The organism is Massilia sp. Bi118 (genome assembly GCF_918697865.1).
Classification (GTDB): Bacteria; Pseudomonadota; Gammaproteobacteria; order Burkholderiales; family Burkholderiaceae_D; genus Telluria.
This window is the reverse complement of the sequence record NZ_CAKKMV010000007.1, coordinates 50,168-72,727: the sequence shown is the minus strand read 5'-3', so window position 1 is coordinate 72,727 and position 22,560 is coordinate 50,168. Positions and strand designations below refer to the sequence as shown.

Sequence of the window (22,560 nt, the reverse complement as noted above, 5' to 3'; positions counted from 1 at the left end):
GGGCGACGGTTTGATTACTTCTTCGGCGCCAGCAGATCCAGCAGGATCGCCGTTTCAGCCTTGATGGTGTTCACCACGGTCGGCTTGAAGTCCGGCGCCCATTGCGGCGAGTGGGTGCCCGGCAGCGGCTGGCCGGCCTTCCTGGCCGCGTCCAGACGCGAACCGTCGACCGCGCCGACGTGCAGCAGCACCGCCTTCACGCCCGGCTGCTGGCCGTATTGCGAGAAGTCTTCCGAGGTCATCTTGGCCGGCATCTCCTTCACGAATTCCGGACCCACCGCGCCCTGCACGGTCTTGACCATGCGGCCGATCAGCTCGGGATCGTTGTAGACCGAATCGGTGCCCGGCTGGACGTCGACCAGCGGCTCCTTCGGTGCGCCGGCGGCCATCGCCTCGCCCTTGGCTTCGCGCGCGATGCTGGCCAGGACGCGCTTGCGCACTTCCGGCTTGAAGGTACGCACCGACAGCGACAGCTTGACCTGGTCCGGGATGATGTTGGCAACGGTGCCGCCGTGGATGCTGCCGACGGTGATGACCAGCGGGTCGATCGGGTTGTTCTCGCGTGCGACCAGGGTCTGCAGGGCCAGCACGATGCGCGAGGCGATCACGATCGGGTCGCGTGCTTCATGCGGCACGGCGCCGTGGCCGCCCTGGCCGAAAACGGTGATGTTGACGACGTCGGACGACGCGCGGAACGGGCCGGCGTGGTACATGATCGTGCCCGAGGGCATGGTGGCGTCGTCGTGGAAGGACAGTGCGTAGTCAGGCTTCGGGAAGCGCTTGAACAGGCCGTCCTTCAGCATTGCTTCGGCGCCGTGCACGGTCTCTTCGGACGGCTGGCCGATCAGCATCAGGGTGCCGCTCCAGGCCTTGCGGTTTTCGGACATCAGCTTGGCGGTGCCGTACCAGGCAGCCATGTGCAGGTCGTGGCCGCAGGCGTGCATCACCGGGGTCGGTTCGCCGGCGGCGTTCTTGCCGGTGGCCTTGCTGGCGAACGGCAGGCTGGTCTTTTCCTGGACCGGCAGCGCGTCCATCTCGGTGCGCAGCATCACGACCGGGCCGGGGCCGTTCTTCATGATCGCGACCACGCCGGTGCCGCCGACGCCGGTGGTGACTTCGAAGCCCAGCTTCTTGGCGAGTTCGGCCAGCCTGGCGGAAGTCTTGTGTTCGGCGAAGCCGAGTTCCGGGTTGCGGTGCAGGTCCTGGTACAGGGTTTCGATCGCCGGGTAGTTGGCGTTGAGCTGCTCGGCGAACGGCGCCGGCAGGTCCGCCGCGCCGGCTGCGCCACCGATGAGTCCGGACAGAAGAAGGGTATTGCGGAGAATGCTGGAAGGCTTCATGGGAAAGGTTTTTTAAGGTTGATGACAGCTTTTTTAGACTATCAGCCGAATCCATTTGTAACAATGAAGATTTAACAATTACCCCATCGATTGTCGGAATAACCCTACAAAATGTTGCATAAAAATTTCCATAACGTATTTTTTCATTCCGTTCGGAAACGTCACAACAGTACAATCCGCACATTCTCTGCATTGCTTCTTCAAAAGGAATATCGATGGGATTCGTTGCAAACATCAAGATCGGCAAGCGCCTCGGACTGGGCTTTGCGCTCATCCTCGCGATGACGGTCGTCATTTCGGCTGTCGGCGCCTGGCGCATGAACAAGATCGCCGACCGCACCAAGGCCATGATGGCCGTGCCGCTGGCCAAGGAACGCCTGATCACCGACTGGTACACCCTGAACTTCGCCTCGATCCGCCGCACGGCCGCCATCGCGAAGAGCTCCGACCCTTCGCTCGGCGCCTACTTCAAGGAAGACTCGGCCGCCTCGGTCAAGAAAGCCGCCGAACTGCTCAAGCAGATCGAGCCGCTGATCACCGCCGACGGTCCTGAAAAAGAACTGTTCGCGAAGATTCTCCAGCAGCGCAAGGCCTACAGCGCCTCGCGCGACGGCACCGTCAAGGCCAAGGCCGACGGCAATGCGGAAGAAGCGGCGCGCATCCTCGAGAAAGAATTCACCCCGGCCGCGCAGAAGTACCAGGACCTGCTGCAGGAACTGGTCACCATGCAGCGCAACAGCATGAACGAGACCGCCGGCGCCATCGACAGCAATGCGGACAGCAGCACGAATCTGATCGTCATCCTGTGCGCCTGCGCGCTGGCGCTCGGCGGCGTCATGTCCTGGCTGCTCACCCGCGGCATCGTGCTGCCGATCCGCGATGCGGTGGCGGTGGCCGAAACCGTGGCCAGCGGCGACCTGACCCGCAACATCGAAGCCAATACCAAGGACGAAACCGGTTCCCTGCTGCGCGCCCTGCGCCACATGAACGACAGCCTGGTGGGCATCGTCAGCCAGGTCCGCGGCGGCACCGACACCATCGCCACCGCCTCGCGCGAGATCAGCGCCGGCAACCTCGACCTGTCCTCCCGCACCGAGCAGCAGGCCGGCGCGCTGGAAGAAACCGCGGCGTCGATGGAAGAACTGACCACCACCGTGCGCCAGAACGCGGACAACGCGCGCCAGGCCAACCAGCTGGCCATCGCCGCATCCGAAGTGGCGACCCAGGGCGGCGCCGTGGTCGGCGAAGTCATCACCACCATGGGCGCGATCAACGACAGCTCGCAGCGCATCGCCGATATCATCGGCGTGATCGACGGCATCGCCTTCCAGACCAATATCCTGGCGCTGAACGCCGCCGTGGAAGCGGCCCGTGCCGGCGAACAGGGCCGTGGTTTCGCGGTCGTGGCTTCCGAAGTGCGTAACCTGGCCCAGCGTTCGGCCGCCGCGGCCAAGGAAATCAAGGAACTGATCAGCGCCTCGGTGGCCAACGTCGACGCCGGCACCAAGCTGGTCGACCAGGCCGGCGCCACGATGGAACAGGTGGTGGGCAGCATCCGCCGCGTGACCGACATCATGGCCGAGATCACCAGCGCCAGCCAGGAACAGACCGGCGGCATCGAGCAGGTCAACGGCGCCATCGCCCAGATGGACCAGGTGACCCAGCAGAACGCCGCTCTGGTCGAAGAAGCCGCCGCTGCTGCGTCCTCGATGCAGGACCAGGCCGCGAAGCTGGCCGAAGTGGTCAGCGTGTTCAAGCTGGACCGCGCGCACGATCTCGGCGCGGTGGCAGCACCCGTGAAGGCTGCGCCGGTGCGCGCTGCCCTGCCGCGCGCCGCGGCGCCGGTCCGGGTTGCCCCGGTCAAGCCGGCCAAGGCTGCGAAGCAGGCCGTGGAAGCGGACTGGGAAGAGTTCTAAGAGTCAGCTTGTAAACCTCGTCCCCGCGCAGGCGGGGACCCAAGTTCTGCCAGCGCAGTCGAAACGCGAACAAACTTGGGGGGATAGTGCCGAGGGCACTATCCCGCCTTCGCGGGGACGACGCGTTTTTGGGCTAACAAAAATCCCGGCTCTTCGTCGTCAAATCCCCCAGCAGGTGCGACATATCCACCAGCCGCTTGGCCACCAGGTGCCGCACCTCCCCTTCCCTCTGCCACACCCCGTACACGCCCAGCAGATGCGAATTCAGCACTTCGCGGCGCTGCTGTTCGACCAGGCTGGCCCACACGATCACATTGACGTTTCCGGTCTCGTCCTCGATGGTGAGGAAGAGCACACCCTTGGCCGTGCCGGGGCGCTGGCGCACGGTGACGATGCCGCAGGCGCGCGCCAGCTGGCCGTTGGCGAAATCCATCAGCACTTCGGCCGGCAGGAAGCGCTTGGCCAGCAGCTGCGGCCGCAACAAGGCCAGCGGATGGCGGCCCAGCGTGAGCCCTTGCGCGCGGTAGTCGCCGACGATCTCTTGTCCTTCGCTGGGTGCGGCCAATACCGGCGTCTCTTCGCTGATGCCGGCCGGGCGCAGCAGGTCGCGGTCCGGCACCGCGCCCACCGCTTCCCACAAGGCCTGGCGGCGGTGCCCGGCCAGTGCTTCGAGCGCATTCGCGCCGGCCAGCACCTGCAGGTCGCCGCGGTCCAGGTTCGCGCGGCGGGCCAGTTCGGCGGTGTCTGTAAACGGCCGGATCGCGCGCGCCAGTTCGATGCGCTCGGCGGCTTCCCTGCTCATCCCTCGCAGCATGTGCAGGCCGAGGCGCACCGCCGGCTGCGTGCGTCTGGCCTCATCGAACTCCTCCAGCGCCGACTCCCAGCCGCTGACCGTCACGTCCACGGGACGCACTTCGATGCCATGGCGGCGCGCGTCCTGCACCAGCTGCGAGGGACTGTAGAAGCCCATCGGCTGGCTATTCAATAAAGCGCACAGGAAGGCCGCCGGCTCGTGGCACTTGAGCCAGGAACTGGCATAGGCCAGCAGCGCGAAGCTGGCCGCGTGGGACTCCGGAAAGCCGTATTCGCCGAAGCCCTGGATCTGGCTGAAGATCTGCTCCGCGAAGCCGATGTCGTAACCCTTGGCCAGCATGCCGCCGACGATGCGCTCGTAGTACTTCTCGAGTCCTCCCTTGCGCTTCCAGGCCGCCATCGCGCGGCGCAGCTGGTCGGCTTCGCCGGGCGTGAAGCCGGCCGCCAGGATCGCCACCTGCATCACCTGCTCCTGGAAGATCGGCACGCCCAGGGTGCGTTCCAATGCGACCTTCATGTCCGGACTCGGGTAAGTCACCAGGCGCGGATCTTCGCGCCGCTTCAGATAAGGATGGACCATGCCGCCCTGGATCGGCCCCGGACGCACGATGGCCACCTGGATCACGAGGTCGTAGAACACGCGCGGCTTCATCCGCGGCAGCATGCTCATTTGCGCGCGCGACTCGATCTGGAAGACGCCGACGGTATCGGCGGCGCGGATCATGCGGTAGGTGGCCGGGTCGTCGGGCGGGATGTCCTGCATCTCGAACACGGTGCCGTGGCGCTGGCCCACGAGTTCGAGCCCTCGTCGCAGCATCGACAGCATGCCCAGCGCCAGCACGTCGACTTTCATCAGGCCCAGCTCCTCGAGATCGTCCTTGTCCCACTGGATCACGCTGCGATCAAGCATGGTCGCGTTCTCGATCGGCACCAGGCGGGACAGCTTCCCACGCGCCATCACGAAGCCGCCCGGGTGCTGCGACAGATGCCGCGGAAAGCCGAGCAGGCGCTGTGCCAGCGAGGCCCACTGCTGCGACAGCGGCGCTTCCGGATCGAGTCCGCTCTCGGCCAGGCGGTTCAGCAGGTCGGCCTTGCTGTCGAACCAGTGGTGCTGCTTGCAGACCTTCTCGACGATGGCGAGGTCGATGCCGAGCGCCCGCCCGCTGTCGCGCAGCGCGCTCTTGGGACGATAGCTGATCACCACCGCCGCCAGCGCGGCCCTGTCGCGGCCGTACTTCCGGTAGATGTACTGGATGACCTCTTCGCGCCGCTGGTGCTCGAAGTCGACGTCGATGTCGGGCGGCTCGTTGCGCTCCTTCGAGATGAAGCGCTCGAACAAAAGGCTGGCCCGCGCCGGGTCGACCTCGGTAATGCCCAGGCAGTAGCACACCGCGGAATTGGCGGCCGAGCCGCGGCCCTGGCAGAGGATTGCTTGCTGCCGGGCGAAACGCACGATGTCGTAGACGGTCAGGAAGTAGTGCTCGTAGCGCATCTCGGCGATGAGGCCCAGCTCGTGCTCGATCTGCGCCTGCACTCTGGCCGGGATGCCGTCGCGGAAGCGCCGGTGCGCGCCGATATAGGTTTCGCTGCGCAGGTAGCTGGCGGCCGTGTGGCCGGGCGGGACCACTTCGTCCGGGTACTCGTAGCGCAGCTCCTCCAACGAGAACGTGCACAGGCCGGCGATGCGCAAGGTTTCGTTCAGCGCCGCCCGCGGATAGATGTTCGCCAGGCGCACGCGCGAGCGCAGGTGCTGCTCGGCGTTCTGGGCCAGCTGGTAGCCGCATTCGGCGACCGGCTTGCCGATGCGCGTCGCGCTCAGGGTGTCCTGCAAGGGCTTGCGCGAACGGACGTGCATCACTACGTGGCCGAGCGCGACGATCTTCATACCGTGCTGCCAGCCGACTTCCTCGACGGTGGCGCGGTGGGCATCGTCGAAGGCGCGGTGCAGCAGATTCAGGCCGATCCAGGCGCGGCCAGGAAAAGTCAGCGCCATCCATGCTGCCTGCGCGTGCAGGCGGTCGACGCCTTCCTGGTCGTGGCCCGGGTAGGCCGGCAGCAGGATCGCCAGGCAGTCCGGCATGCCGTTTTCGAGGTCGGCGGGACGCAGCAGATACGTCCCCTTCTCGCTGCGGGTGCGGCCGAGCGTGATCAGCTCGGACAGGTTGCCGTAGCCGTTGCGGTTCTGCGCCAGCAGAAGTAGAGAAAGAGCCTCAGTGCCGTCCGGGTGTTTCAAGTGGAAGTGCGCGCCGATGATCAGCGGCAGCTTGGCCCCCTTCGCTTCCGCATGCGCGCGTACCACCCCTGCCAGCGAGCACTCGTCGGTGATCGCCAGCGCCGCATACCCCAGCTGCACCGCCCGCGCCACCAGTTCCTCCGCATGCGAGGCCCCCTGCAGGAAGGAGAAGTTCGACAGGCAGAACAGCTCCGCGTACTGGGGCAGGCCCAGGTGCAGGCCGAGTTGCGAGGATGGTGGGTCGGATGGCATGTGCAAATAGGTCTACAATTGTCTTAACAAAAGACAATACTGTATAAAAACACAGTATAACTGACGACTTCGACAATTGCGAAACATGCACGTGCAAACATTGAACTGCTTCGGGGCGCGGCCGGGTGAAGGGAACCCGGCGCTGGTGATCGAGAACGACGGCATGGACCAGGCGGCGCGCCAGGCACTCACGGCCGATCGCAACACCACCTGCGTTTTCCTTTCCCCGGAGCGCGAAGTCGATTACTTTTACCCGCACATGCGCAGCCCCTTGTGCCTGCATGCGACCCTGGCGGTGGCGGCGCTGCTGTTCGGCCGCGATCCGGGCGCCGGCGCGATCGCCGTGCGCACCGCGATGAAGGGCCAGCTGTTAACGCTGTCGTGCGAGGGCGATGACTACTTCGTGAAGCTGGCGGCCCAGCCGGCGCGGCAGGTGGAGATCGCCGATGAACAGGTGCGCGAACTGCTGGGCGCACTGGGGCTGGTCCTGGCGTCGAAGCCGCAAGTGGCCTCGGTGGGCAGCCCCAAGCTGCTGGTCGAGGTCCAGGATGCGGACTCGCTATATGCGCTGAAGCCCGACCTGGCCGGCATCGCCGCCTGGGGCAAACAACAGGGCGTGAGCGGCTTCTACGTGTATTGCCGGCTGGACGATAAAACGGTCGAAGGACGCAACTTCAACCACCTCGACCCGGCCCTGGAAGATGGCGCCACCGGCGTCGCGGCGGGTGCTCTGGCTGTGGCATTGGGACATGGCTTGACGGTGCGCCAGGGCCGCGCGACCGGGCACGATTGCCTGATCAAGGCGAGGGTCGAGGATGACGCGATCCTGGTTGGCGGCGCTGCCGAAGCAGCCTGAGGGGCATAATTCCAAAATGCATTTCACTCTCAAAACCATTTTGGTTCCGGCATTGGCCGCATGTGTGCTGACCGGTTGCGCCTCGCGCACGGCGTCGCGCATGGGCACTGCCGCCACGGCCCCGCTCAACGACCTCGGTATCCGGAAAACGGAAATCCCGGCCGTGCTCGAAAAAGCACAGCAGAACCCCTACCTGATGCCGCCCGGGCAGAGCTGTGTGGCCATCGCGCGGGAACTCCATGAACTCGACCAGGCCCTCGGCCCCGACTACGATGCGCAGGCCTCGGCAGCCAGGCAAGAGGAATCCTTCATGGACAAGGCCTCGGACGTTGCCGAGGACCAGGCCGTCGGCGCGGTGCAGCGGACCGCGGAGGGCCTGCTGCCTTTCCGCAGCTGGATCCGCAAACTGAGCGGCGCGGAGCGGCATTCGAAGCATGTGTCGGCCTGCGTCACCGCCGGCTCGGTGCGGCGGGCCTTCCTGAAAGGCCTCGCCGTCTCCCAGCATTGCACGCTGCCGGAAATTCCGGCGGCGGTGACCCAGAAAAGCTAGCGTTTCTTCGGCTTTGCCTTCGCCGCGGCATTCAGGTCCGCCGCAGCTCTTATCAAGGCCTTGAAGGCTTCCGCATCGACCTGCTCCCCTTCGCGGATATCGATCGCGCGCCGCGCATTCCCATCCAGGCTCGCGTTGAACAGCCCGGCCGGATCTTCCAGCGAGGCGCCCTTCAGGAAGGTCAGCTTGATCCACGATTTATACGATTCGCCGGTGCAGAGGATGCCGCCGTGCTCCCAGACCGGCGTGCCCATCCACTTCCAGCTTTCGACCACCTCCGGCACCGCTTCCCGGATCAGCCCGCGCATCCGGGCCAGGGCCGCACCGCGCCAGTCACCGAGGTCGGCGATGCGCTGGTCGATCAGGACGGAGGCCTCGTTCATGCTGCTTCCTCCAGGCCGCCCAGCACCTGCTCGAGGCCGCCGAAGAACTTGTTCCAGCCATACTGGGCGCCGTGGAAGGCCTGGTCCTGGTCCGGACGGAAGCCGCTCTGCTCCATGCGCAGGTGGGTGCCGGCGCCGCTGGGTGTGAGGGTCCAGGTGACCACGCTGTCCAGGCCCATCGCGGCCCAGGTGTAGGAAAGGCTGCGCTGGGCTTCGATCTCGAGCACCTGGCAGTCGACCGAACCCCAGTCGCCGGTCAGCGTGAAGCGCTGGTGCACGGCCGGCACGAAATTGTTCTTCATCAGCCAGGCTTCGATCAGGTGCGGTTGCGTGAGCGCGCGCCAGATCTTTTCCGGCGGATGCGCGAACTCGCGTTCGACGGTAACAGTGCGGAGCTGCTGTTGTGCGGAAGCGTTCATTGGTCCATCCTTTTCAAGAGGTCATCGAGATCGTCGAACCGGCTCTCCCAAAACCGGGCCATCTGCTGCGTCCAGCCGACCAGCGGGGCAAGCGCGCCCAACTGAGCGGTGTAATGGGTCTGGCGTCCCGCGTGCCGGTCGCTGACGAGACCGGCCTGCTTGAGGATGCCGAGGTGCTTCGACACGGCCGGCTGCGAAATGCCGGCCTGTGCGGTCAAGGCGCCGACCGTCTGCTCCCCTTCGCGGCAGAGGCGCTCGAAGAGGGCGCGCCGGGTGGGATCGGCGAGCGTTCTGAAGATGAGGTCGGGTGTCTGTTCCATGGTGATTCATAACTATTTGGTTATGTGAAAAAGTATAACCACGCGGTTATGAGTCCGTCAAGCGGAACTAAAGCACGGCGTGCCGACTCTGCTAGCAAGAGGCTGTCGATGGGAGGCATCATCATGAGCGCAAGCGGAAAACTCGCCGGGAAGCGGATTGCGGTTCTGGCGGCGGATGGCGTCGAGGGGATGGAACTGGACGCCGCGCTGGCGGCGCTGAAGGACGCGGGCGCGCAGGCCGCCCTCGTCGCCCTACGCCCGGGCCGGCTGCGCAGCATGCACGGCCACCAGCCGCACGATCTGGTGAAGGTCGACAGCAGGGTCGACGATGTGCAGGCGGCCGACTATGACGGCCTGCTGATTCCCGGGGGCTATATCGCACCCGACCTGCTGCGCCAGTCGGCCCCGGCGCGCGCCTTCGTGCGTGCCTTCGACGCCGCAGGCAAGCCGATCGCGGCGATGTCGCATGCGGCCCTGGTGCTGGTCTCCTGCGGGCTGGCGGCCGGGCGCACCCTGACCTCCTGGCCGGGCGTGCGCGACGACCTGGTCAACGCCGGCGCGGTCTGGTGCAACCAGGACGCCGTGCGCGACGGCCGCTTCCTCACCAGCCGCACCCCGCAGGACGCCGCCGCCTTCGTGCGCGCCCTGCTGCCCCTGCTGGCCGGCGAGCTTGACGCCGGCGCCGCCGCGCCCCAGGCCGATTCCGACCCGCCCCAGCAGGCGCCCTCCGAACTGCCCGACCAATCGCTGCGCTGGCTGGCCGCGCCCTCGCTCGGCGCCATGCTGAGCCTGGCGATCGTGGGCGTGGGCGTGGTCGCCGCCAACCGCAGCCTGCGCAAGCGGGGCGGCAGGGACGCGCCGGCCGGCCCGGCGGAAGCGGTCCAGGACGCTTGAGCACGCCTGCGCTCGCGTGCGCACGTGCGCGAGGCCAGCCCCGCATACTTCATGCTATCTTGATCACGACCGCCCATTGGGAGAATTCGTCGATGCAAGTCGTGCATATGCTGATGCTCGTCTTCCTGTGCGCTCCGCTGCTGGCGTGGGCGGCGCCGCTGCGCGTCGTCATGGACGAAAATTATCCGCCCTACGTCTACCGTAACCCGGACGGCAAGCTGGAAGGCTATACGGTCGACCTGTGGCGCTTGTGGGAAAAGAAAACCGGGCGCCAGGCGGAGCTCATCGCCGTCAACTGGTCCGAGGTCCAGACCATGCTGGCCGGCGGGCGGGCCGACGTGATCGACCCGATCTTCCGCACCCGGGAGCGCACCGCCACCCTCGATTTCTCCGAACCCTACGACACCGTGGCCACCGTCGTGTATGCCGATGCCTCGCTGCGCGGCATCCATGACCTCGCCAACCTGAAGGGCTTCGAAGTGGGCGTGCAGGCCGCCGACGCCTGCGCCGACGAGCTGCGGCGTGCGGGCATCTCCGGCGTGCGCATCTATCCGAGCTACCAGGCGCTGGTCGACGCCGCGGCCAGGCAGTCGGTCAAGCTGCTGTGCATGGACCAGTACTCGGCCGAGTACCGCCTGTACCGGCTCGGCCTGCAGCGCCAGTACCTGAAGGCTTTCGAGGTCACCCGCAACGACCTGCGGCGCGCGGTACGCAAGGGCGACAGCGCCACCCTGTCCATGGTCGAGGCAGGCATGGCGCGGATCACACCCGCCGAGCTCAGCGAGCTGCGCGACAAGTGGATGGGCCGGCCCCTGCCCTTCTTCCGCTACACCGAGCGGCTGCTGGAGGCCCTGCTGGTGCTGGGCACGCTGGTCCTGCTGCTGGCGGTCTGGCTGCGCTCGGTGCGCAAGGCGGTCCGCGTACGCACCGCCGAGCTCGAACGCGAAAAGGCGCAACTGCGCACCCTGGTCGAAAGCAGTCCCGACGCGATCTGGCTGAAGGATCCCGACGGCGTCTACCTGGCCTGCAACACGCGCTTCGAGGAATTGCTGGGCCGTACGCGCGGCGAGATCGTCGGCAAGCACGACGCCGATTTCTTCGGTCCGCTCGAGGCCGAGCACATGCACGAGACCGACCTTGAGGCGCTCAGGACCGGCACGCCGCTGGCCCACGAACAGCGCCTGACGGCGCCGGGCGGCAATAAGGCGCGCGTGTTCGAGGCCATCAAGACCCGCATTCCCGGGCCGGACGGCAAGGCGCTGGGCGTGCTGGGCGTCGGGCGCGACCTGACCCAGCGCATCGAACATGAACGCACGATCCGCCAGCAGGCGCGGATGCTGGCGGACATGAGCGCCCTGGCCCAGATCGGCGCCTGGGAAATGGACTGCGCCAGCGGCCGTCTCGAGTGGACCGACGAGGTGCTGCGCATCTATGGCTTCTCGCCCACCCAAGCGCCGAACGTGGACGCCTGCCTGGCCTGCTTCCTTGGCGAAGACCGCGACGAGGCCGAGCACGCCATGCATGCCGCCATGGTCCATGGCGAATCCTTCGACCTGGAGGGCCAGATCCTGACCCTGGCCGGTGCGCGCAAATGGGTACGGGTGCTGTGCAATGCGATCAAGGTCGAGGGCCGCACCGTGTTGAGCGGCACCGTGCAGGACGTGACCCACCGCCGCGACCTCGAAGAATCGATGCGGATGGCAAACCTGATCTACCGGACCAGCTCGGAAGCCGTGGTGGTGACCGACGAGGCCAACCGCATCGTCGACGCCAACCCGGCTTTCACGGCGCAGACCGGCTATACGCTGGACGAGGTGAGCGGCCAGCCGCCCCAGCTATTCGACTCCAGCATGCACGACCGCGGCTTCTATATGGCCCTGCAGCAGGCGCTGGCGGACCACGACCACTGGCAGGGCGAAATCCAGGACCGCAACAAGGACGGCCGCTTTACCGCCAAATTCGTCAACATCCGCGTGATCCGCCATCCGGACGGCAGGGTCTACCGCCACGTGATCCAGTTCCAGGACATCAGCGAGCAGAAGCAGAAGGACGAGGTGATCTGGCGCCAGACCAACTTCGACCCGCTGACCGGGCTGCCGAACCGCCGCCTGTTCCTCGACCGCCTGCAGCAGGACATGAAGAAGGCCCAGGGCGCCGGCCGCCGGCTGGGCGTGCTGCTGCTCGACATCGACCGCTTCAAGGACATCAACGACAGCTACGGCTACGCGCGCGGCGACGAAGCCCTGGTCGAGCTGACCCGGCGCATGGCGGGCTGCGTCCCGGCCGAGGCCACCGTCGCGCGCCTGGGTGGCGGCCTGTTCGGGATTGCCATCGGCGAAGGCGAGCAGGGCCTGCACCTGGAGACCATCGCCGGGGCCCTGATCGAGGCTGTGGGCGCGCCGCTGCGCCTGGCCGCCGACGAACTGGCCTATCCGTCCGCCAGCATCGGCATCAGCCTGTATCCCGAGGACGCGGCCGATGCCACCGCCCTGCTGGCCCATGCCGAGGACGCGATGTACCTGGCCAAGCGCGCCGGGCGCGGCCATTTCCAGTACTTCACGGCGGCCTTGCAGCAGCAGGCGTCCCTCAAGCTCAGATTGAGCCACGATCTGCGTACGGCGCTGTCGCACAGGCAGCTGCAGGTGTTCTACCAGCCCATCGTCGAGGCCTCCACCGGGCGCCTGTGCAAGGCCGAGACCCTGCTGCGCTGGGACCATCCCGAGCTGGGCCCGATCAGCCCGGCCAGCTTCATCCCGCTGGCCGAGGAAAGCGGCCTGATCGACGATATCGGCGAGTGGGTGCTGAGCGAAGCCATCGCCAGCATCGAACGCTGGCGCCAGAAGTACGACTGCACGATCGAACTGAGCGTGAACATCTCGCCGATGCAGTTCGAGCGCCAGGGCCGCCTGCCCTGGCTGGACCGCATCCTGCACGCGAGCGCGCCCAGCAGCAGCATCACCGTGGAGATCACCGAAGGCGTGCTGGTGAGCGACGCCGACCAGGTCTCGCGCTGCCTGGGCGCGCTGCACGGGGCCGGCGCCAAGGTCTCGATTGACGACTTCGGCACCGGTTTCTCCTCGCTGGCCTACCTGAAGCACTTCGACGTCGACTACCTGAAGATCGACAAATCCTTCATCAAGCACCTGGCCGAAGATGGCAGTGACAAGGCGCTGACGGAAGCGATCATCGGGCTCGCGCACCGCCTCGGCATCGAAGTGATCGCCGAAGGCGTCGAGAACGGCGCCCAGCGCGACGCGCTGGCGGCCTTCGGCTGCGATTACATCCAGGGCTGGTACTACTCGAAGGCGCTGTCGCGCGACGCCTTCGAGGACTACATCGAGCGGCAGTTGGCGTTATCATAAGCTCATGAACCCACCTGCCAGCCAATACACTCTCCAGCAAAAAGTTTTCCTCTTCCTCCTGACGATCGTCACGATCGGCTTCTTCTGGATCCTGACCCCTTATTCCGGCGCCGTGTTCTGGGGCATCGTGCTGGCGATCCTGTTCATTCCGCTGCACCGGCGCCTGCTGCGCGCCACCGACCAGAAGCACAACGTCGCGGCCCTGCTGACCTTGCTGTCCATCGTGGTAATGGTGATCATCCCGGTGGCCCTGATCAGCGCCTCGCTGGTGCAGCAGGCGGTCGGGGTCTACGACATGATGAAGTCGGGTCACATCGACTTCGGCCGCTACTTCAGCCAGATCCTGAACGCGCTGCCGGGCTGGCTGGTCAGTCTGCTGGAACGCTTCGACCTCACCAGCATCGCCTCGCTGCAGGCCAAGCTCACCAGCATCGCGTCCCAGGTCAGCCAGGTCGCGGCCAGGTATGCGCTCAACTTCGCCAGCAACACCTTCGACTTCCTGGTCAGCCTGACCATCATGCTCTACCTGCTGTTCTTCCTGCTGCGCGACGGCCATTCGCTGGCGGGCCGCATCAAGACCGCGGTGCCGCTGAGCATGAATTACAAGAAGCGCCTGTTCAGCAATTTCACCACCGTGATCCGCGCCACCGTGAAAGGCAATGTGCTGGTGGCGATCGCCCAGGGCGCACTGGGCGGCCTGATCTTCTGGATCCTGCACGTGCAGGCGCCGCTGCTGTGGGCGGTGGTGATGGCCTTCCTGTCGCTGCTGCCGGCGGTGGGCGCGGCCATCGTATGGGCGCCGGTGGCGATCTGGTTCCTGGTCACGGGCTCGGTCTGGCAGGGCGTGGTGCTGATCGCCTTCGGCGTGTTCGTGATCGGCCTGGTCGACAATCTGCTGCGCCCTCTGCTGGTGGGCAAGGACACCAAGATGCCGGATTATGTAGTGCTGCTGTCGACCATTGGCGGCATGGCGCTGTTCGGCTTGAATGGCTTTGTGATTGGGCCGGTGATTGCGGCTTTGTTCATTGCGGCTTGGGATTTGTTTGCTTCGGCTGAGGAATTTCATCAGGAATAAACGCACCAGGCAGATTCATCCATGCGATTGACCGGCATTTTTCTGTACCCCGATCTTGGAGAGTTCAAGTCGGAAGCGGCGTTTTCGTTCCGAAACCAAACCGGGTTCATTTGCCAGTATGTGCAACGATACCTGGCCGCGCGCCATGTGCAAGGCGACGGTTTTAACCGGATTTGCGTCATCTGCAAGAGCGTCGCGTCCGAGGCGACTTTCAAGAATACGGCAAGGTCTCTTTCAGTCGAAGTGCCATTCGACATGGCGGAGTACGAAAGAACGGCAAGGGACGATCTGCCCGACTATTTTATCGGCTTGCTGGAAGCCGGCTTGCGCAAGTGCAGTCGGGACCAGCATCTGTCTTTCGAAATCGTTGAAGAGGCTATCGCATCGTTCAGGGCTGGCGGCTATAAAAACCAGTGGGTCCACTCGACGACATTGTTTCGTTCAGCCGGACTCAAATGCCGGCTGACATGCAAACTCGACCTGTCCTGGTTTTACCTGGTTCTGGAAGTTGAACGTGATGGGCAGTGCATCTTTTCACAGGAAATTCTGAGAACCTTGCCCGATGCCTTGATGTACACGCACCAGTTCAAAGACATTGAGCTCAATGATCACGTCCTGGCGGTCAAGAACAAGTTTGGCACGCCGCTTTTCGAACTGGATCTCGCCGTCAGCTAGAAGACGCTTCCTGCAAACGGTGCGCATCCTTCGCTTCCAACTCCATCCCGTAAATCCGCTTCAAATCCTGGATCCGCGCCAGGCTTTCATCGCCGAACGCGCTTTTCCCCTCGAATGCATGCAGAACGATCCCCTCGACCAGGTCGCCCAGGCTCATGTCGTGGTACTCCGCCAGGCCCTTGAGCACCTTCAGCATCCGCTTCTCGATGCGCAGGCCGGTCTGGACCCGCTCCACTGTCAGCTTGTCAGCCATGGCGCCCTCCAATCAGATCCGGCATGGCGAAGGTCTTGCGCGCGGCGCCGGACGCCAGCAGCGCTTTCGAATACCAGCTGTCCAGCAGGCCACGCTGGCTCAGTTCCGGGTTCCGGGCGATGAAGCCGTCCCAGCCCCCTTCAGCCCACGTTCCGCCACCAGCGCCATGAAAGCCACCGTTACGGTCTCGTGGTAAAGGTCGGGTTTGCCCAGCTTGCCGGCCAGTGCCTGCAGGCCGTCGCGCATCGCGATGCAGGCTTCGAGGAAGGGCCGCGAACGCAGCAGCAGGAAGGCGGAGCGCAGGTGGGCGCAGTGGTCGAATCCTGCGGGTGCGAGACGCCCGGCAACGAACGCGTCGACCGTTCTACGTATGAATACTGATTATGGTTAGTAATGTTGTAGTTATGAGACGTTTAACTTCTTGCTCAAGGTTGCCAACTGGTAAATTCACGTAAATGCAATATTTACCCAGGAGCCAACACTTGAAACCCACCGCGATCCGTCAATCCCTTCTGCTCGCCCTGTACGGCAGCGCCGCCCTCGCCGCCTTCCCGTCCGGCGCCATGGCGCAGACCACGGCGCCCGCCGCCGCCGACAGCAGCATCCAGAGCGTGAACATCGTCGGCTCGCGCCGCGTCGGCAACACCTCGTCCACCGACACCCCGGTCCCGGTCGACTACATCCCGCTGACCAAGGCGGCCGAGCAAGGCGGCCAGTTCGACCTGGCGCAGACCCTGACGAACATCTCGCCCTCGTTCAACTCGACCCGCCAGACGGGCGCCGACGGCGCCGACCTGGTCGACTCGGCCGCCCTGCGCGGCCTGGGCTCCGACCAGACCCTGGTGCTGGTGAACGGCAAGCGCCGTCACACCACGGCCCTGGTGAACCTGTTCGGCGCGCGCAACCGCGGCAACACCGGCACCGACATGAACGCGTTGCCGCTGCTGGCCATCAAGGACGTGCAGGTGCTGCGCGACGGCGCCGCCGCGCAATACGGCTCCGACGCCATCGCCGGCGTGATCAACGTCGAACTGAAGAAGAGCCTGGGCTGCGAATCGATCGCCGGCTTCGGCGAGTACTCGAAACACGACGGCAAGAACTGGCTGGCCTCGGCCTACTGCGGTGTCGCAATGGCGGACGGCGTGCTCGGCATCACCGGCGAATACCAGGACCGCGGCCGCTCGAACCGCGCCGAACCCGACAACCCGCGCACGATCGGCGATACCAAGGTCAAGAACCAGACCGTCTACGTGAACGGCGAATTCCCGGCCGGTCCGGGCAAGCTCTACCTGACGGCCGGCGCGCAGTCCCGCGACGCCTCCTCGGCCGCCTGGGCGCGCGGTGGCGTCGGCTCCGACGACATCCCCTCGCGTAACTCGGCCGCCATGTACCCGGAGGGCTTCGTCCCCTACATCAACGGCGACATCGACGACCGCTACGGCATCATCGGCTACCGCACCCGCCTCGGCGAGTGGGCCGGCGACTTCTCGCAGACCTACGGCTACAACCGCATGCGCTACACCATCGCGCACACGCTGAACGCCTCGATCGCGAACCTCGACCCGAAAGGCATCAGCCCCTCGCAATTCGACGCCGGCGGCTTCTCCTTCCGCCAGCTGACCACCAACGCCGACTTCAGCCGCTACTACCCCGAGGTCCTGGGCGGCCTGAATGCGGCCTTCGGCTTCGAATACCGCGCCGAGAACTACAAGATCTTCGCCGGCGAGCCGGGTTCGTACAACGACGTCGACGGCGTGGGCGTTGGCGGCAATGCCGGCAGCCAGGGCTTCCCGGGCTTCCAGCCGGGCGACGCCGCCGACCGCAACCGCCACAGCAGCGCGGCCTACCTCGACTTCGAAGCCGACCTGACCGAGCGCACCAAGCTGCAGGCCGCCCTGCGCCACGAACGCTACTCGGACTTCGGCTCGACCACCACCGGCAAGCTGGCCGGCTCCTTCAAGGCCAGCAACGAGGTCCTGCTGCGCGGCTCCGCCAGCACCGGCTTCCGCGCGCCGTCGCTGCAGCAGGTCTTCTTCTCCTCCACTTTCACCGACTTCATCAGCGGCGTACCGATGGACGTGGTGCTGGCGCCGAACGGCGGCAAGGTCGCCAACGCGGCCGGCATTCCGCAACTGAAGGAAGAGAAGTCGAAGAGCTACACCCTGGGCCTGACCTGGACCCCGAGCAAAGCCGTCTCGGTGACGGCCGACCTGTACCGCATCGACATCGACGGCCGTATCGTGCTGTCGGGCCGCTTCGACGCCGACAACTACCCGGCCCTCGGCAGCACCCTGGCGGCGCTGGGCGTGGGCCAGGCGCAGTTCTTCGTCAACTCGATCGACACCCGCACCCAGGGCCTGGACCTGACCGCTTCGCACCGCATGGACATCGGCGGCGGCAAGCTGGCCACCTACCTGGCCATGAACTTCGGCCGCACCGAAGTCACCGGCGTGCATGCCCCGGCCGCGCTGGCCGGCTTCGAAGACGTGCTGCTGTCCGAGCGCGAGCGCCTGTTCATCGAACAGGGCGGCCCGCGCCGCAAGGCCACGCTGGACTTCGACTACACCCTGGGCAAGCTGGAAACCGACTTCCGCATCGTGCATTACGGTCCGCAGACCCTGGGCACCTTCTCGGGTTCGCCGGTGCCGAACCAGCACTACGAAGCCAAGACCTCGGCCGACCTCTCCGTCACCTGGTCCTTCACGGATAAAACCAAGCTGACCGTGGGCGGCACGAACATCTTCAACGTGCATCCGACGGCGCAGAATCCGGACGAGACGGACAACGGCTTCAAGTACGAGAGCGTGCAGTTCGGCCTGAATGGCGCGGCGTATTTTGCGCGCGTGTCGCACAAGTTCTAAGCGATGACACCGTCGTCCCCGCGCAGGCGGGGACCCAAGTTCACACCCGCGCAGGCGGGATAGTGTTGACTGCGCTATCCCGCCTTCCCCTTTCAGGTGGCCTTCCCCCACCACGACGGACACTTTCGATAGGTATGATGTCCCTATCGGAGGTATTACATGGTACGTGAAAGACGGGTATTTTCAGAAGAGTTCAAGCGCGAAGCAGTCAAGCTGGTAGGCCAGCCTGGCGCAAGCAAGGCGGCGATAGCTCGCGACCTTGGGATCGGCGCCAATTTGCTGGGGCGGTGGTGCAGGGATGCCAACGTCGATGCAGACGGCGCAGTCGGACACGAGAAGGTATCGCCCCAGGAGTATGAGCGTATGCGACGCGAACTGGCGAAGGTCAAGACGGAGCGCGACATATTAAAAAAGGCGCTCGGCTACTTCGCAGCCGACCTCAAGTGAAGTACGGCTTCATCGCCAAATATCGAAACATCTGGCCAACGCGAACGATGTGCCGTCTACTCGGCGTCTCGAGCAGTGGTTTTTACGATTGGCTTGGTCGGCCCGTAAGTGCCCATGAACGTGAGAATGCCCAGCTTCTCAACGCAATCAAGCACAGCCACGAAGCCAGCGATGGCACATATGGTTCGCCGCGCGTAGTGCGAGACCTTATCGACGCTGGTTTTTCCTGCAGCGAGAACCGCGTGGCGCGACTTATGAAGGTAGCCGGCATCAAGGCCCGTCATAAGCGACGCCGAGCACCAGGACAGCTTGACTCCCCTGTCCACGCCATCGCGCCGAATCTACTGGGCCGGCAGTTTGAAGCGACAGGACCGAATCAGAAGTGGGCAGCGGACTTTACCTACGTTTGGACCGGCGAAGGCTGGCTATTCGTTGCTGTCGTCCTCGACCTGTACTCACGGCGTGTGGTGGGCTGGTCGATGCAGCCAACGATGACGGCGCAGCTGGTGATGGATGCCTTATTGATGGCCATTTTCCGTCGTGGCCGTCCTCGTGCCGTGCTGCATCATTCAGACCAGGGAGCGCAATACACGAGCGAAAACTTTCAGCGGCTACTCGAATCCCACGGCATCGTTTGCAGCATGAGCCGTCGCGGTAACTGCTGGGACAACGCTGCAATGGAAAGCTTCTTCTCTACGCTGAAGACCGAGCGCCTGAGCAAAAAGCACTACCGGACCAGGGATGACTTACGGGCGGATGTGTTCGACTACATCGAAAGGTTCTACAATCCACGCCGGCGTCATTCCACTATCGGCTATATCAGCCCGGTACAGTTTGAAAATTTAAAATACGCCTAACGGAAGTGTCCGTGACGATGGGGGAAGGCCAAGGCTCCGCTACGCAAACGCTATGCTTTCGTTCTTCGTCCCTGGAATCATCATTGCTGCAGTTGGATTCAGTGCAGTCTATCTGTTCACCAAACCCGGCGGCCGCCTGCGCGCCTGGATCACCGGGACGCCGAACCGGATCGCCGGTTTGGGTATCGCTATCCTGCTGCTTCTACTGGTTGGGATAGCGACGTATAACGAGGCTACGCGGGTCGATTACACTTCGGCCGGACAGCATCGGTAACGCACCTCCATGCAGCTAGGGAAACTCGTGCTTTGCGCTTGCCTGCTGGTTTTGCTGGGCGTTCGCCGATAACAAACCAGTTGGAATGATAGGCGGCGGAGTCAGTCAAACGGGTCGCTACAACTTGATTGGCATGTGGGTTGAGCCGGAAATGCGCGGCTCAGGCATTGCATCCAGTTTGGTCGAAGCAGTCAAATCCCGAGCTCTGCAGACAGGGCATGGCCGCATCTTTTGGACGTCTCTCCAGACAACAAAAGGGCCGCTGCCTTCTATCCCAAGCACGGCTTCGCTTTCATCGACGAGTTCGAACCATTGGCAAGCCATCCGCATATCACCGTTCAAACAATGGTGGGCGGCATAGGAAGCCCGAATTACGATACCGGAAGTGCCACCACGCGCCGCCCGCCCGAAAGCGCTAACGCTCACAAACAAGCCTGCCAATAATGGCCGCATTTCCAACGCCGGAGATGCGCCATGCACTCACCTCACCCCTCCCCGCTCGTCAACGACATCCATTCCGCGCTGAACGCGACACGGGTCGCGGCCATCCACCAGCCGCGCAGCCTGACCGAGATCCTCGCCATCATCGCAGATGCAGCGCAGCGCGGTTTGCCGGTGGCGATCTGCGGCGGACGGCATGCGATGGGCAGCCAGCAATTCGCCAGCGATGCCGTCCTGCTCGACATGCGCCACATGCGCCGCGTGTTGGCCTTCGATGCGGCCGCCGGCCTGGTCGAGGCCGAAGCCGGCATCGAGTGGCCGGAGCTGATCGATTACCTGGAAGCCGCACCGACGCCGGAGGGCGGCCAGCGCTGGAGCATCCGCCAGAAGCAGACCGGCGCGGACCGGCTGTCCCTGGGCGGCTGCCTGTCCGCGAACATCCACGGACGCGGCCTGCAGATGCGTCCCTTCATCGACGACGTCGAAGCTTTTACTTTGGTCGACGCGCATGGCCGCGTGCAGACCTGCAGCCGCACCAGCAATCCCGAGCTCTTCTCGCTGGCGATCGGCGGCTACGGCCTGTTCGGCGTCATCGCCAGCGTGACCTTGCGCCTGGCGCCGCGCCGGACCATGCGGCGCGACGTGATGCTGCTCGAACTGGACGAACTGATGCCCGCCTTCGAAGCACGCATCGCGGCCGGCTATGCCTTCGGCGACTTCCAGTTCGCCATCGACCCGGACAGCGCCGACTTCATGCAGCGCGGCGTGTTCTCGTGCTATGTGCCGGTCGGCGACACCATCGCACCGGACGCTGCGGCGAAGGAGCTGTCCGAACAGGACTGGCGCGACCTGCTGCTGCTTGCGCACACCGACAAGACCAGGGCCTTCGAATGCTACGCGCGCCACTACCTGGCGACGAACGGCCAGCACTACCGGAGCGACCGCCTGCAGCAGAGCACCTACCTGGACGGCTACCACGGCGAGATCGACCGCGCGCTGGGCCATTGCGGCTCGGAGGTGATCGGCGAACTGTATGTGCCGCGCGAGCGCCTGGCCGGCTTCATGCGCGCGGCCGCCGCCGACTTCAGGCAGCATGGCGTCGACCTGATCTACGGGACCGTCCGCCTGATCGAACGCGACACGGAAAGCTTCCTGCCGTGGGCGCGCGAGGACTACGCCTGCGTGATCTTCAACCTGCACACGCCGCACACGGCGGACGGCATCGAGGCGACGCATCGCGCCTTCCGCCGCCTGATCGACCTGGCGATTGCGCGCGAGGGCAGCTTTTATCTCACCTATGCGCGCGCCGCCAACGCGGCCCAGGTCAAGGCCTGCTATCCACGCTTCGCGGACTTCCTCGACGCCAAGCGCCGCTACGATCCGCACGAACGCTTCCAGAGCAACTGGTACCGGCACTATGCCGCGCTGTTCGCCAATGCGCCTGCGGAGCTGGCGGCATGAAGCCGGCGAAGCCGAGCAACACGGCATTGATCGTGGCCGGCGGCTTGCAGCTGGCGGGCGCGCACTTCTCCCTGCCCGCGCATGCGCTGCCTCGTGAGGCCCTGCGCTGCGGCGCACCGCTGCTGCGTAGCGCGCATCCGCGCCTGGCCGGCCTGCTGCGCAAGGCCTGGTTCCGGCGCCTGTGCCTTCTGCTCGAAGGCGCCACGCTGCCTGGCATCTGCCTGCACTTCGCACTGCGCAAGCAGATCCTGCGCCGGCATGCAGAGGCCGCGCTGGCCGCGGGCTGCACGCAGGTGATCGTGCTCGGCGCCGGCTTCGACACCTTGTGCATGGAGTTGAAGGCGGCCCGGCCGGACCTGTGCTGCATCGAGATCGATCACCCGGCCACGCAGGCTGCAAAGCGCGCAGCGGCCGGCGACGGTGGCATCGGCTTCATCGCCGCCGACCTGGCGCAGCAGGCGCTGGGGACGATGCTGAAGGCGCATCCGGACTTCCGGGCAGAGGCGCCTACCCTGTTCGTGGCGGAAGGACTGCTGATGTACATGCCGCTGGCCGCGGTGCGCGCGCTGTTCGCGCAAATAGCCGCGGCTGCGCCGCACAGCCAGGTGGCCTTTACCTGGTTCGAGCCGCTCGCGGATGGCCGGCCCGGCTTCCGCCAACGCAGCCGCCTGATCGACTGGTGGCTGCGCTGGCGCGGCGAGCCCTTCATGTCGGGGATGGCGCGCGCCGGGCTGGCGGGCTTCCTGGCCGGCGCCGGCTTCGTGCTGGAGAAGCTGAATGCGAGCGGCGATCTGGTGAACGGCTCGCAGCTTGCAACCAGGCCGATCGAAGGCGAGTACATTGCGCTGGCGTCAAAGGCACAGCCAAGGCCGACTTGA

At 65.2% G+C, this 22,560-nt stretch carries 18 protein-coding genes and 1 pseudogene; 13 read left to right on the top strand and 6 right to left on the bottom strand.

What is annotated here, in order from left to right:
• Positions 1-14: 14 nt before the first annotated feature.
• Positions 15-1,340, bottom strand: a complete 1,326-nt coding sequence (locus tag LQV39_RS11995) for an amidohydrolase (protein WP_230025738.1) — start codon at positions 1,338-1,340, stop codon at positions 15-17.
• Between the two features lie 215 nt (positions 1,341-1,555).
• On the opposite strand from LQV39_RS11995, the gene LQV39_RS11990 reads away from it, so the two are divergent.
• Entirely contained in the window at positions 1,556-3,256 is a 1,701-nt protein-coding gene (locus LQV39_RS11990) for a methyl-accepting chemotaxis protein (protein ID WP_230025736.1), read from the top strand.
• A 133-nt stretch (positions 3,257-3,389) separates the two neighbouring features.
• On the opposite strand, the gene LQV39_RS11985 is transcribed toward LQV39_RS11990, so the two are convergent.
• Positions 3,390-6,554 (bottom strand): error-prone DNA polymerase, encoded by a 3,165-nt coding sequence (locus LQV39_RS11985; protein ID WP_230025734.1) that lies wholly within the window; start codon positions 6,552-6,554, stop codon positions 3,390-3,392.
• 85 nt (positions 6,555-6,639) lie between these two features.
• On the opposite strand from LQV39_RS11985, the gene LQV39_RS11980 reads away from it, so the two are divergent.
• Positions 6,640-7,410 (top strand): PhzF family phenazine biosynthesis protein, encoded by a 771-nt coding sequence (locus LQV39_RS11980; protein WP_230025732.1) that lies wholly within the window; start codon positions 6,640-6,642, stop codon positions 7,408-7,410.
• 100 nt (positions 7,411-7,510) lie between these two features.
• On the top strand, positions 7,511-7,960 hold the full coding sequence (locus tag LQV39_RS11975) for a hypothetical protein (protein WP_230025730.1): 450 nt from the start codon (positions 7,511-7,513) through the stop codon (positions 7,958-7,960).
• On the opposite strand, the gene LQV39_RS11970 is transcribed toward LQV39_RS11975, so the two are convergent.
• The 3 genes from LQV39_RS11970 to LQV39_RS11960 are packed head-to-tail and all read right to left on the bottom strand — an operon-like array spanning position 7,957 to position 9,082.
• Positions 7,957-8,343 carry a DUF1801 domain-containing protein gene (locus tag LQV39_RS11970; protein WP_230025728.1) on the bottom strand — a complete coding sequence of 129 codons (387 nt, stop codon included), beginning with the start codon at positions 8,341-8,343 and terminating at the stop codon, positions 7,957-7,959. The two genes, LQV39_RS11975 and LQV39_RS11970, sit on opposite strands and share 4 nt — an antisense overlap.
• Positions 8,340-8,762 carry an SRPBCC domain-containing protein gene (locus LQV39_RS11965; protein ID WP_230025726.1) on the bottom strand — a complete coding sequence of 141 codons (423 nt, stop codon included), beginning with the start codon at positions 8,760-8,762 and terminating at the stop codon, positions 8,340-8,342. The genes LQV39_RS11970 and LQV39_RS11965 overlap by 4 nt, the downstream gene beginning before the upstream one ends.
• Positions 8,759-9,082, bottom strand: a complete 324-nt coding sequence (locus LQV39_RS11960) for a helix-turn-helix transcriptional regulator (RefSeq protein WP_230025724.1) — start codon at positions 9,080-9,082, stop codon at positions 8,759-8,761. The genes LQV39_RS11965 and LQV39_RS11960 overlap by 4 nt, the downstream gene beginning before the upstream one ends.
• A gap of 123 nt (positions 9,083-9,205) precedes the next feature.
• Between LQV39_RS11960 and LQV39_RS11955 the strand changes: the two genes are divergently transcribed.
• From LQV39_RS11955 to LQV39_RS11940, 4 genes are all read left to right on the top strand, one after another.
• Positions 9,206-9,976, top strand: a complete 771-nt coding sequence (locus LQV39_RS11955) for a DJ-1/PfpI family protein (RefSeq protein ID WP_230025722.1) — start codon at positions 9,206-9,208, stop codon at positions 9,974-9,976.
• A gap of 92 nt (positions 9,977-10,068) precedes the next feature.
• The gene (locus tag LQV39_RS11950) at positions 10,069-13,338 is read left to right on the top strand and encodes an EAL domain-containing protein (protein ID WP_230025720.1); all 3,270 of its coding nucleotides are present in this window, start codon (positions 10,069-10,071) and stop codon (positions 13,336-13,338) included.
• Positions 13,339-13,342: 4 nt separating this feature from the next.
• A complete protein-coding gene (locus LQV39_RS11945; protein ID WP_230025718.1) occupies positions 13,343-14,413 on the top strand; it encodes an AI-2E family transporter in 1,071 nt (356 codons plus the stop codon).
• Positions 14,414-14,434: 21 nt separating this feature from the next.
• Positions 14,435-15,088: a hypothetical protein gene (locus LQV39_RS11940; protein ID WP_230025716.1), complete on the top strand. Its 654-nt coding sequence runs from the start codon at positions 14,435-14,437 to the stop codon at positions 15,086-15,088.
• Here the strand turns inward: LQV39_RS11940 and LQV39_RS11935 are convergent.
• Positions 15,081-15,341 (bottom strand): hypothetical protein, encoded by a 261-nt coding sequence (locus tag LQV39_RS11935; RefSeq protein WP_230025714.1) that lies wholly within the window; start codon positions 15,339-15,341, stop codon positions 15,081-15,083. The two genes, LQV39_RS11940 and LQV39_RS11935, sit on opposite strands and share 8 nt — an antisense overlap.
• A 482-nt stretch (positions 15,342-15,823) precedes the next feature.
• On the opposite strand from LQV39_RS11935, the gene LQV39_RS11930 reads away from it, so the two are divergent.
• The 6 genes and pseudogenes from LQV39_RS11930 to LQV39_RS11910 all read left to right on the top strand — a co-directional run bounded on the left by LQV39_RS11930 (position 15,824) and on the right by LQV39_RS11910 (position 22,560).
• Positions 15,824-18,202: a TonB-dependent siderophore receptor gene (locus LQV39_RS11930; protein ID WP_290368581.1), complete on the top strand. Its 2,379-nt coding sequence runs from the start codon at positions 15,824-15,826 to the stop codon at positions 18,200-18,202.
• Positions 18,203-18,361: 159 nt separating this feature from the next.
• A protein-coding gene (locus LQV39_RS11925) for an IS3 family transposase (RefSeq protein ID WP_230025712.1) occupies positions 18,362-19,506 on the top strand; the annotation gives its coding sequence in 2 pieces (ribosomal slippage) (positions 18,362-18,620 and positions 18,620-19,506; 1,146 coding nt in all).
• A 52-nt stretch (positions 19,507-19,558) separates the two neighbouring features.
• The gene (locus LQV39_RS11920) at positions 19,559-19,780 is read left to right on the top strand and encodes a hypothetical protein (RefSeq protein ID WP_230025710.1); all 222 of its coding nucleotides are present in this window, start codon (positions 19,559-19,561) and stop codon (positions 19,778-19,780) included.
• Positions 19,781-19,835: 55 nt separating this feature from the next.
• Positions 19,836-20,141: pseudogene (locus tag LQV39_RS26485) on the top strand (GNAT family N-acetyltransferase); the annotation flags it as partial.
• Positions 20,142-20,254: 113 nt separating this feature from the next.
• Positions 20,255-21,682 carry an FAD-binding oxidoreductase gene (locus LQV39_RS11915; RefSeq protein WP_230025708.1) on the top strand — a complete coding sequence of 476 codons (1,428 nt, stop codon included), beginning with the start codon at positions 20,255-20,257 and terminating at the stop codon, positions 21,680-21,682.
• Positions 21,679-22,560: an SAM-dependent methyltransferase gene (locus tag LQV39_RS11910; RefSeq protein ID WP_230025706.1), complete on the top strand. Its 882-nt coding sequence runs from the start codon at positions 21,679-21,681 to the stop codon at positions 22,558-22,560. The genes LQV39_RS11915 and LQV39_RS11910 overlap by 4 nt, the downstream gene beginning before the upstream one ends.

Coding starts and splice junctions, on each gene's coding strand:
- LQV39_RS11995 (WP_230025738.1), bottom strand. CDS start 1,340: ATGAAGCCTTCCAGCATTCTCCGCAATACCCTTCTTCTGTCCGGACTC.
- LQV39_RS11990 (WP_230025736.1), top strand. CDS start 1,556: ATGGGATTCGTTGCAAACATCAAGATCGGCAAGCGCCTCGGACTGGGC.
- LQV39_RS11985 (WP_230025734.1), bottom strand. CDS start 6,554: ATGCCATCCGACCCACCATCCTCGCAACTCGGCCTGCACCTGGGCCTG.
- LQV39_RS11980 (WP_230025732.1), top strand. CDS start 6,640: ATGCACGTGCAAACATTGAACTGCTTCGGGGCGCGGCCGGGTGAAGGG.
- LQV39_RS11975 (WP_230025730.1), top strand. CDS start 7,511: ATGGGCACTGCCGCCACGGCCCCGCTCAACGACCTCGGTATCCGGAAA.
- LQV39_RS11970 (WP_230025728.1), bottom strand. CDS start 8,343: ATGAACGAGGCCTCCGTCCTGATCGACCAGCGCATCGCCGACCTCGGT.
- LQV39_RS11965 (WP_230025726.1), bottom strand. CDS start 8,762: ATGAACGCTTCCGCACAACAGCAGCTCCGCACTGTTACCGTCGAACGC.
- LQV39_RS11960 (WP_230025724.1), bottom strand. CDS start 9,082: ATGGAACAGACACCCGACCTCATCTTCAGAACGCTCGCCGATCCCACC.
- LQV39_RS11955 (WP_230025722.1), top strand. CDS start 9,206: ATGAGCGCAAGCGGAAAACTCGCCGGGAAGCGGATTGCGGTTCTGGCG.
- LQV39_RS11950 (WP_230025720.1), top strand. CDS start 10,069: ATGCAAGTCGTGCATATGCTGATGCTCGTCTTCCTGTGCGCTCCGCTG.
- LQV39_RS11945 (WP_230025718.1), top strand. CDS start 13,343: ATGAACCCACCTGCCAGCCAATACACTCTCCAGCAAAAAGTTTTCCTC.
- LQV39_RS11940 (WP_230025716.1), top strand. CDS start 14,435: ATGCGATTGACCGGCATTTTTCTGTACCCCGATCTTGGAGAGTTCAAG.
- LQV39_RS11935 (WP_230025714.1), bottom strand. CDS start 15,341: ATGGCTGACAAGCTGACAGTGGAGCGGGTCCAGACCGGCCTGCGCATC.
- LQV39_RS11920 (WP_230025710.1), top strand. CDS start 19,559: ATGCTTTCGTTCTTCGTCCCTGGAATCATCATTGCTGCAGTTGGATTC.
- LQV39_RS11915 (WP_230025708.1), top strand. CDS start 20,255: ATGCACTCACCTCACCCCTCCCCGCTCGTCAACGACATCCATTCCGCG.
- LQV39_RS11910 (WP_230025706.1), top strand. CDS start 21,679: ATGAAGCCGGCGAAGCCGAGCAACACGGCATTGATCGTGGCCGGCGGC.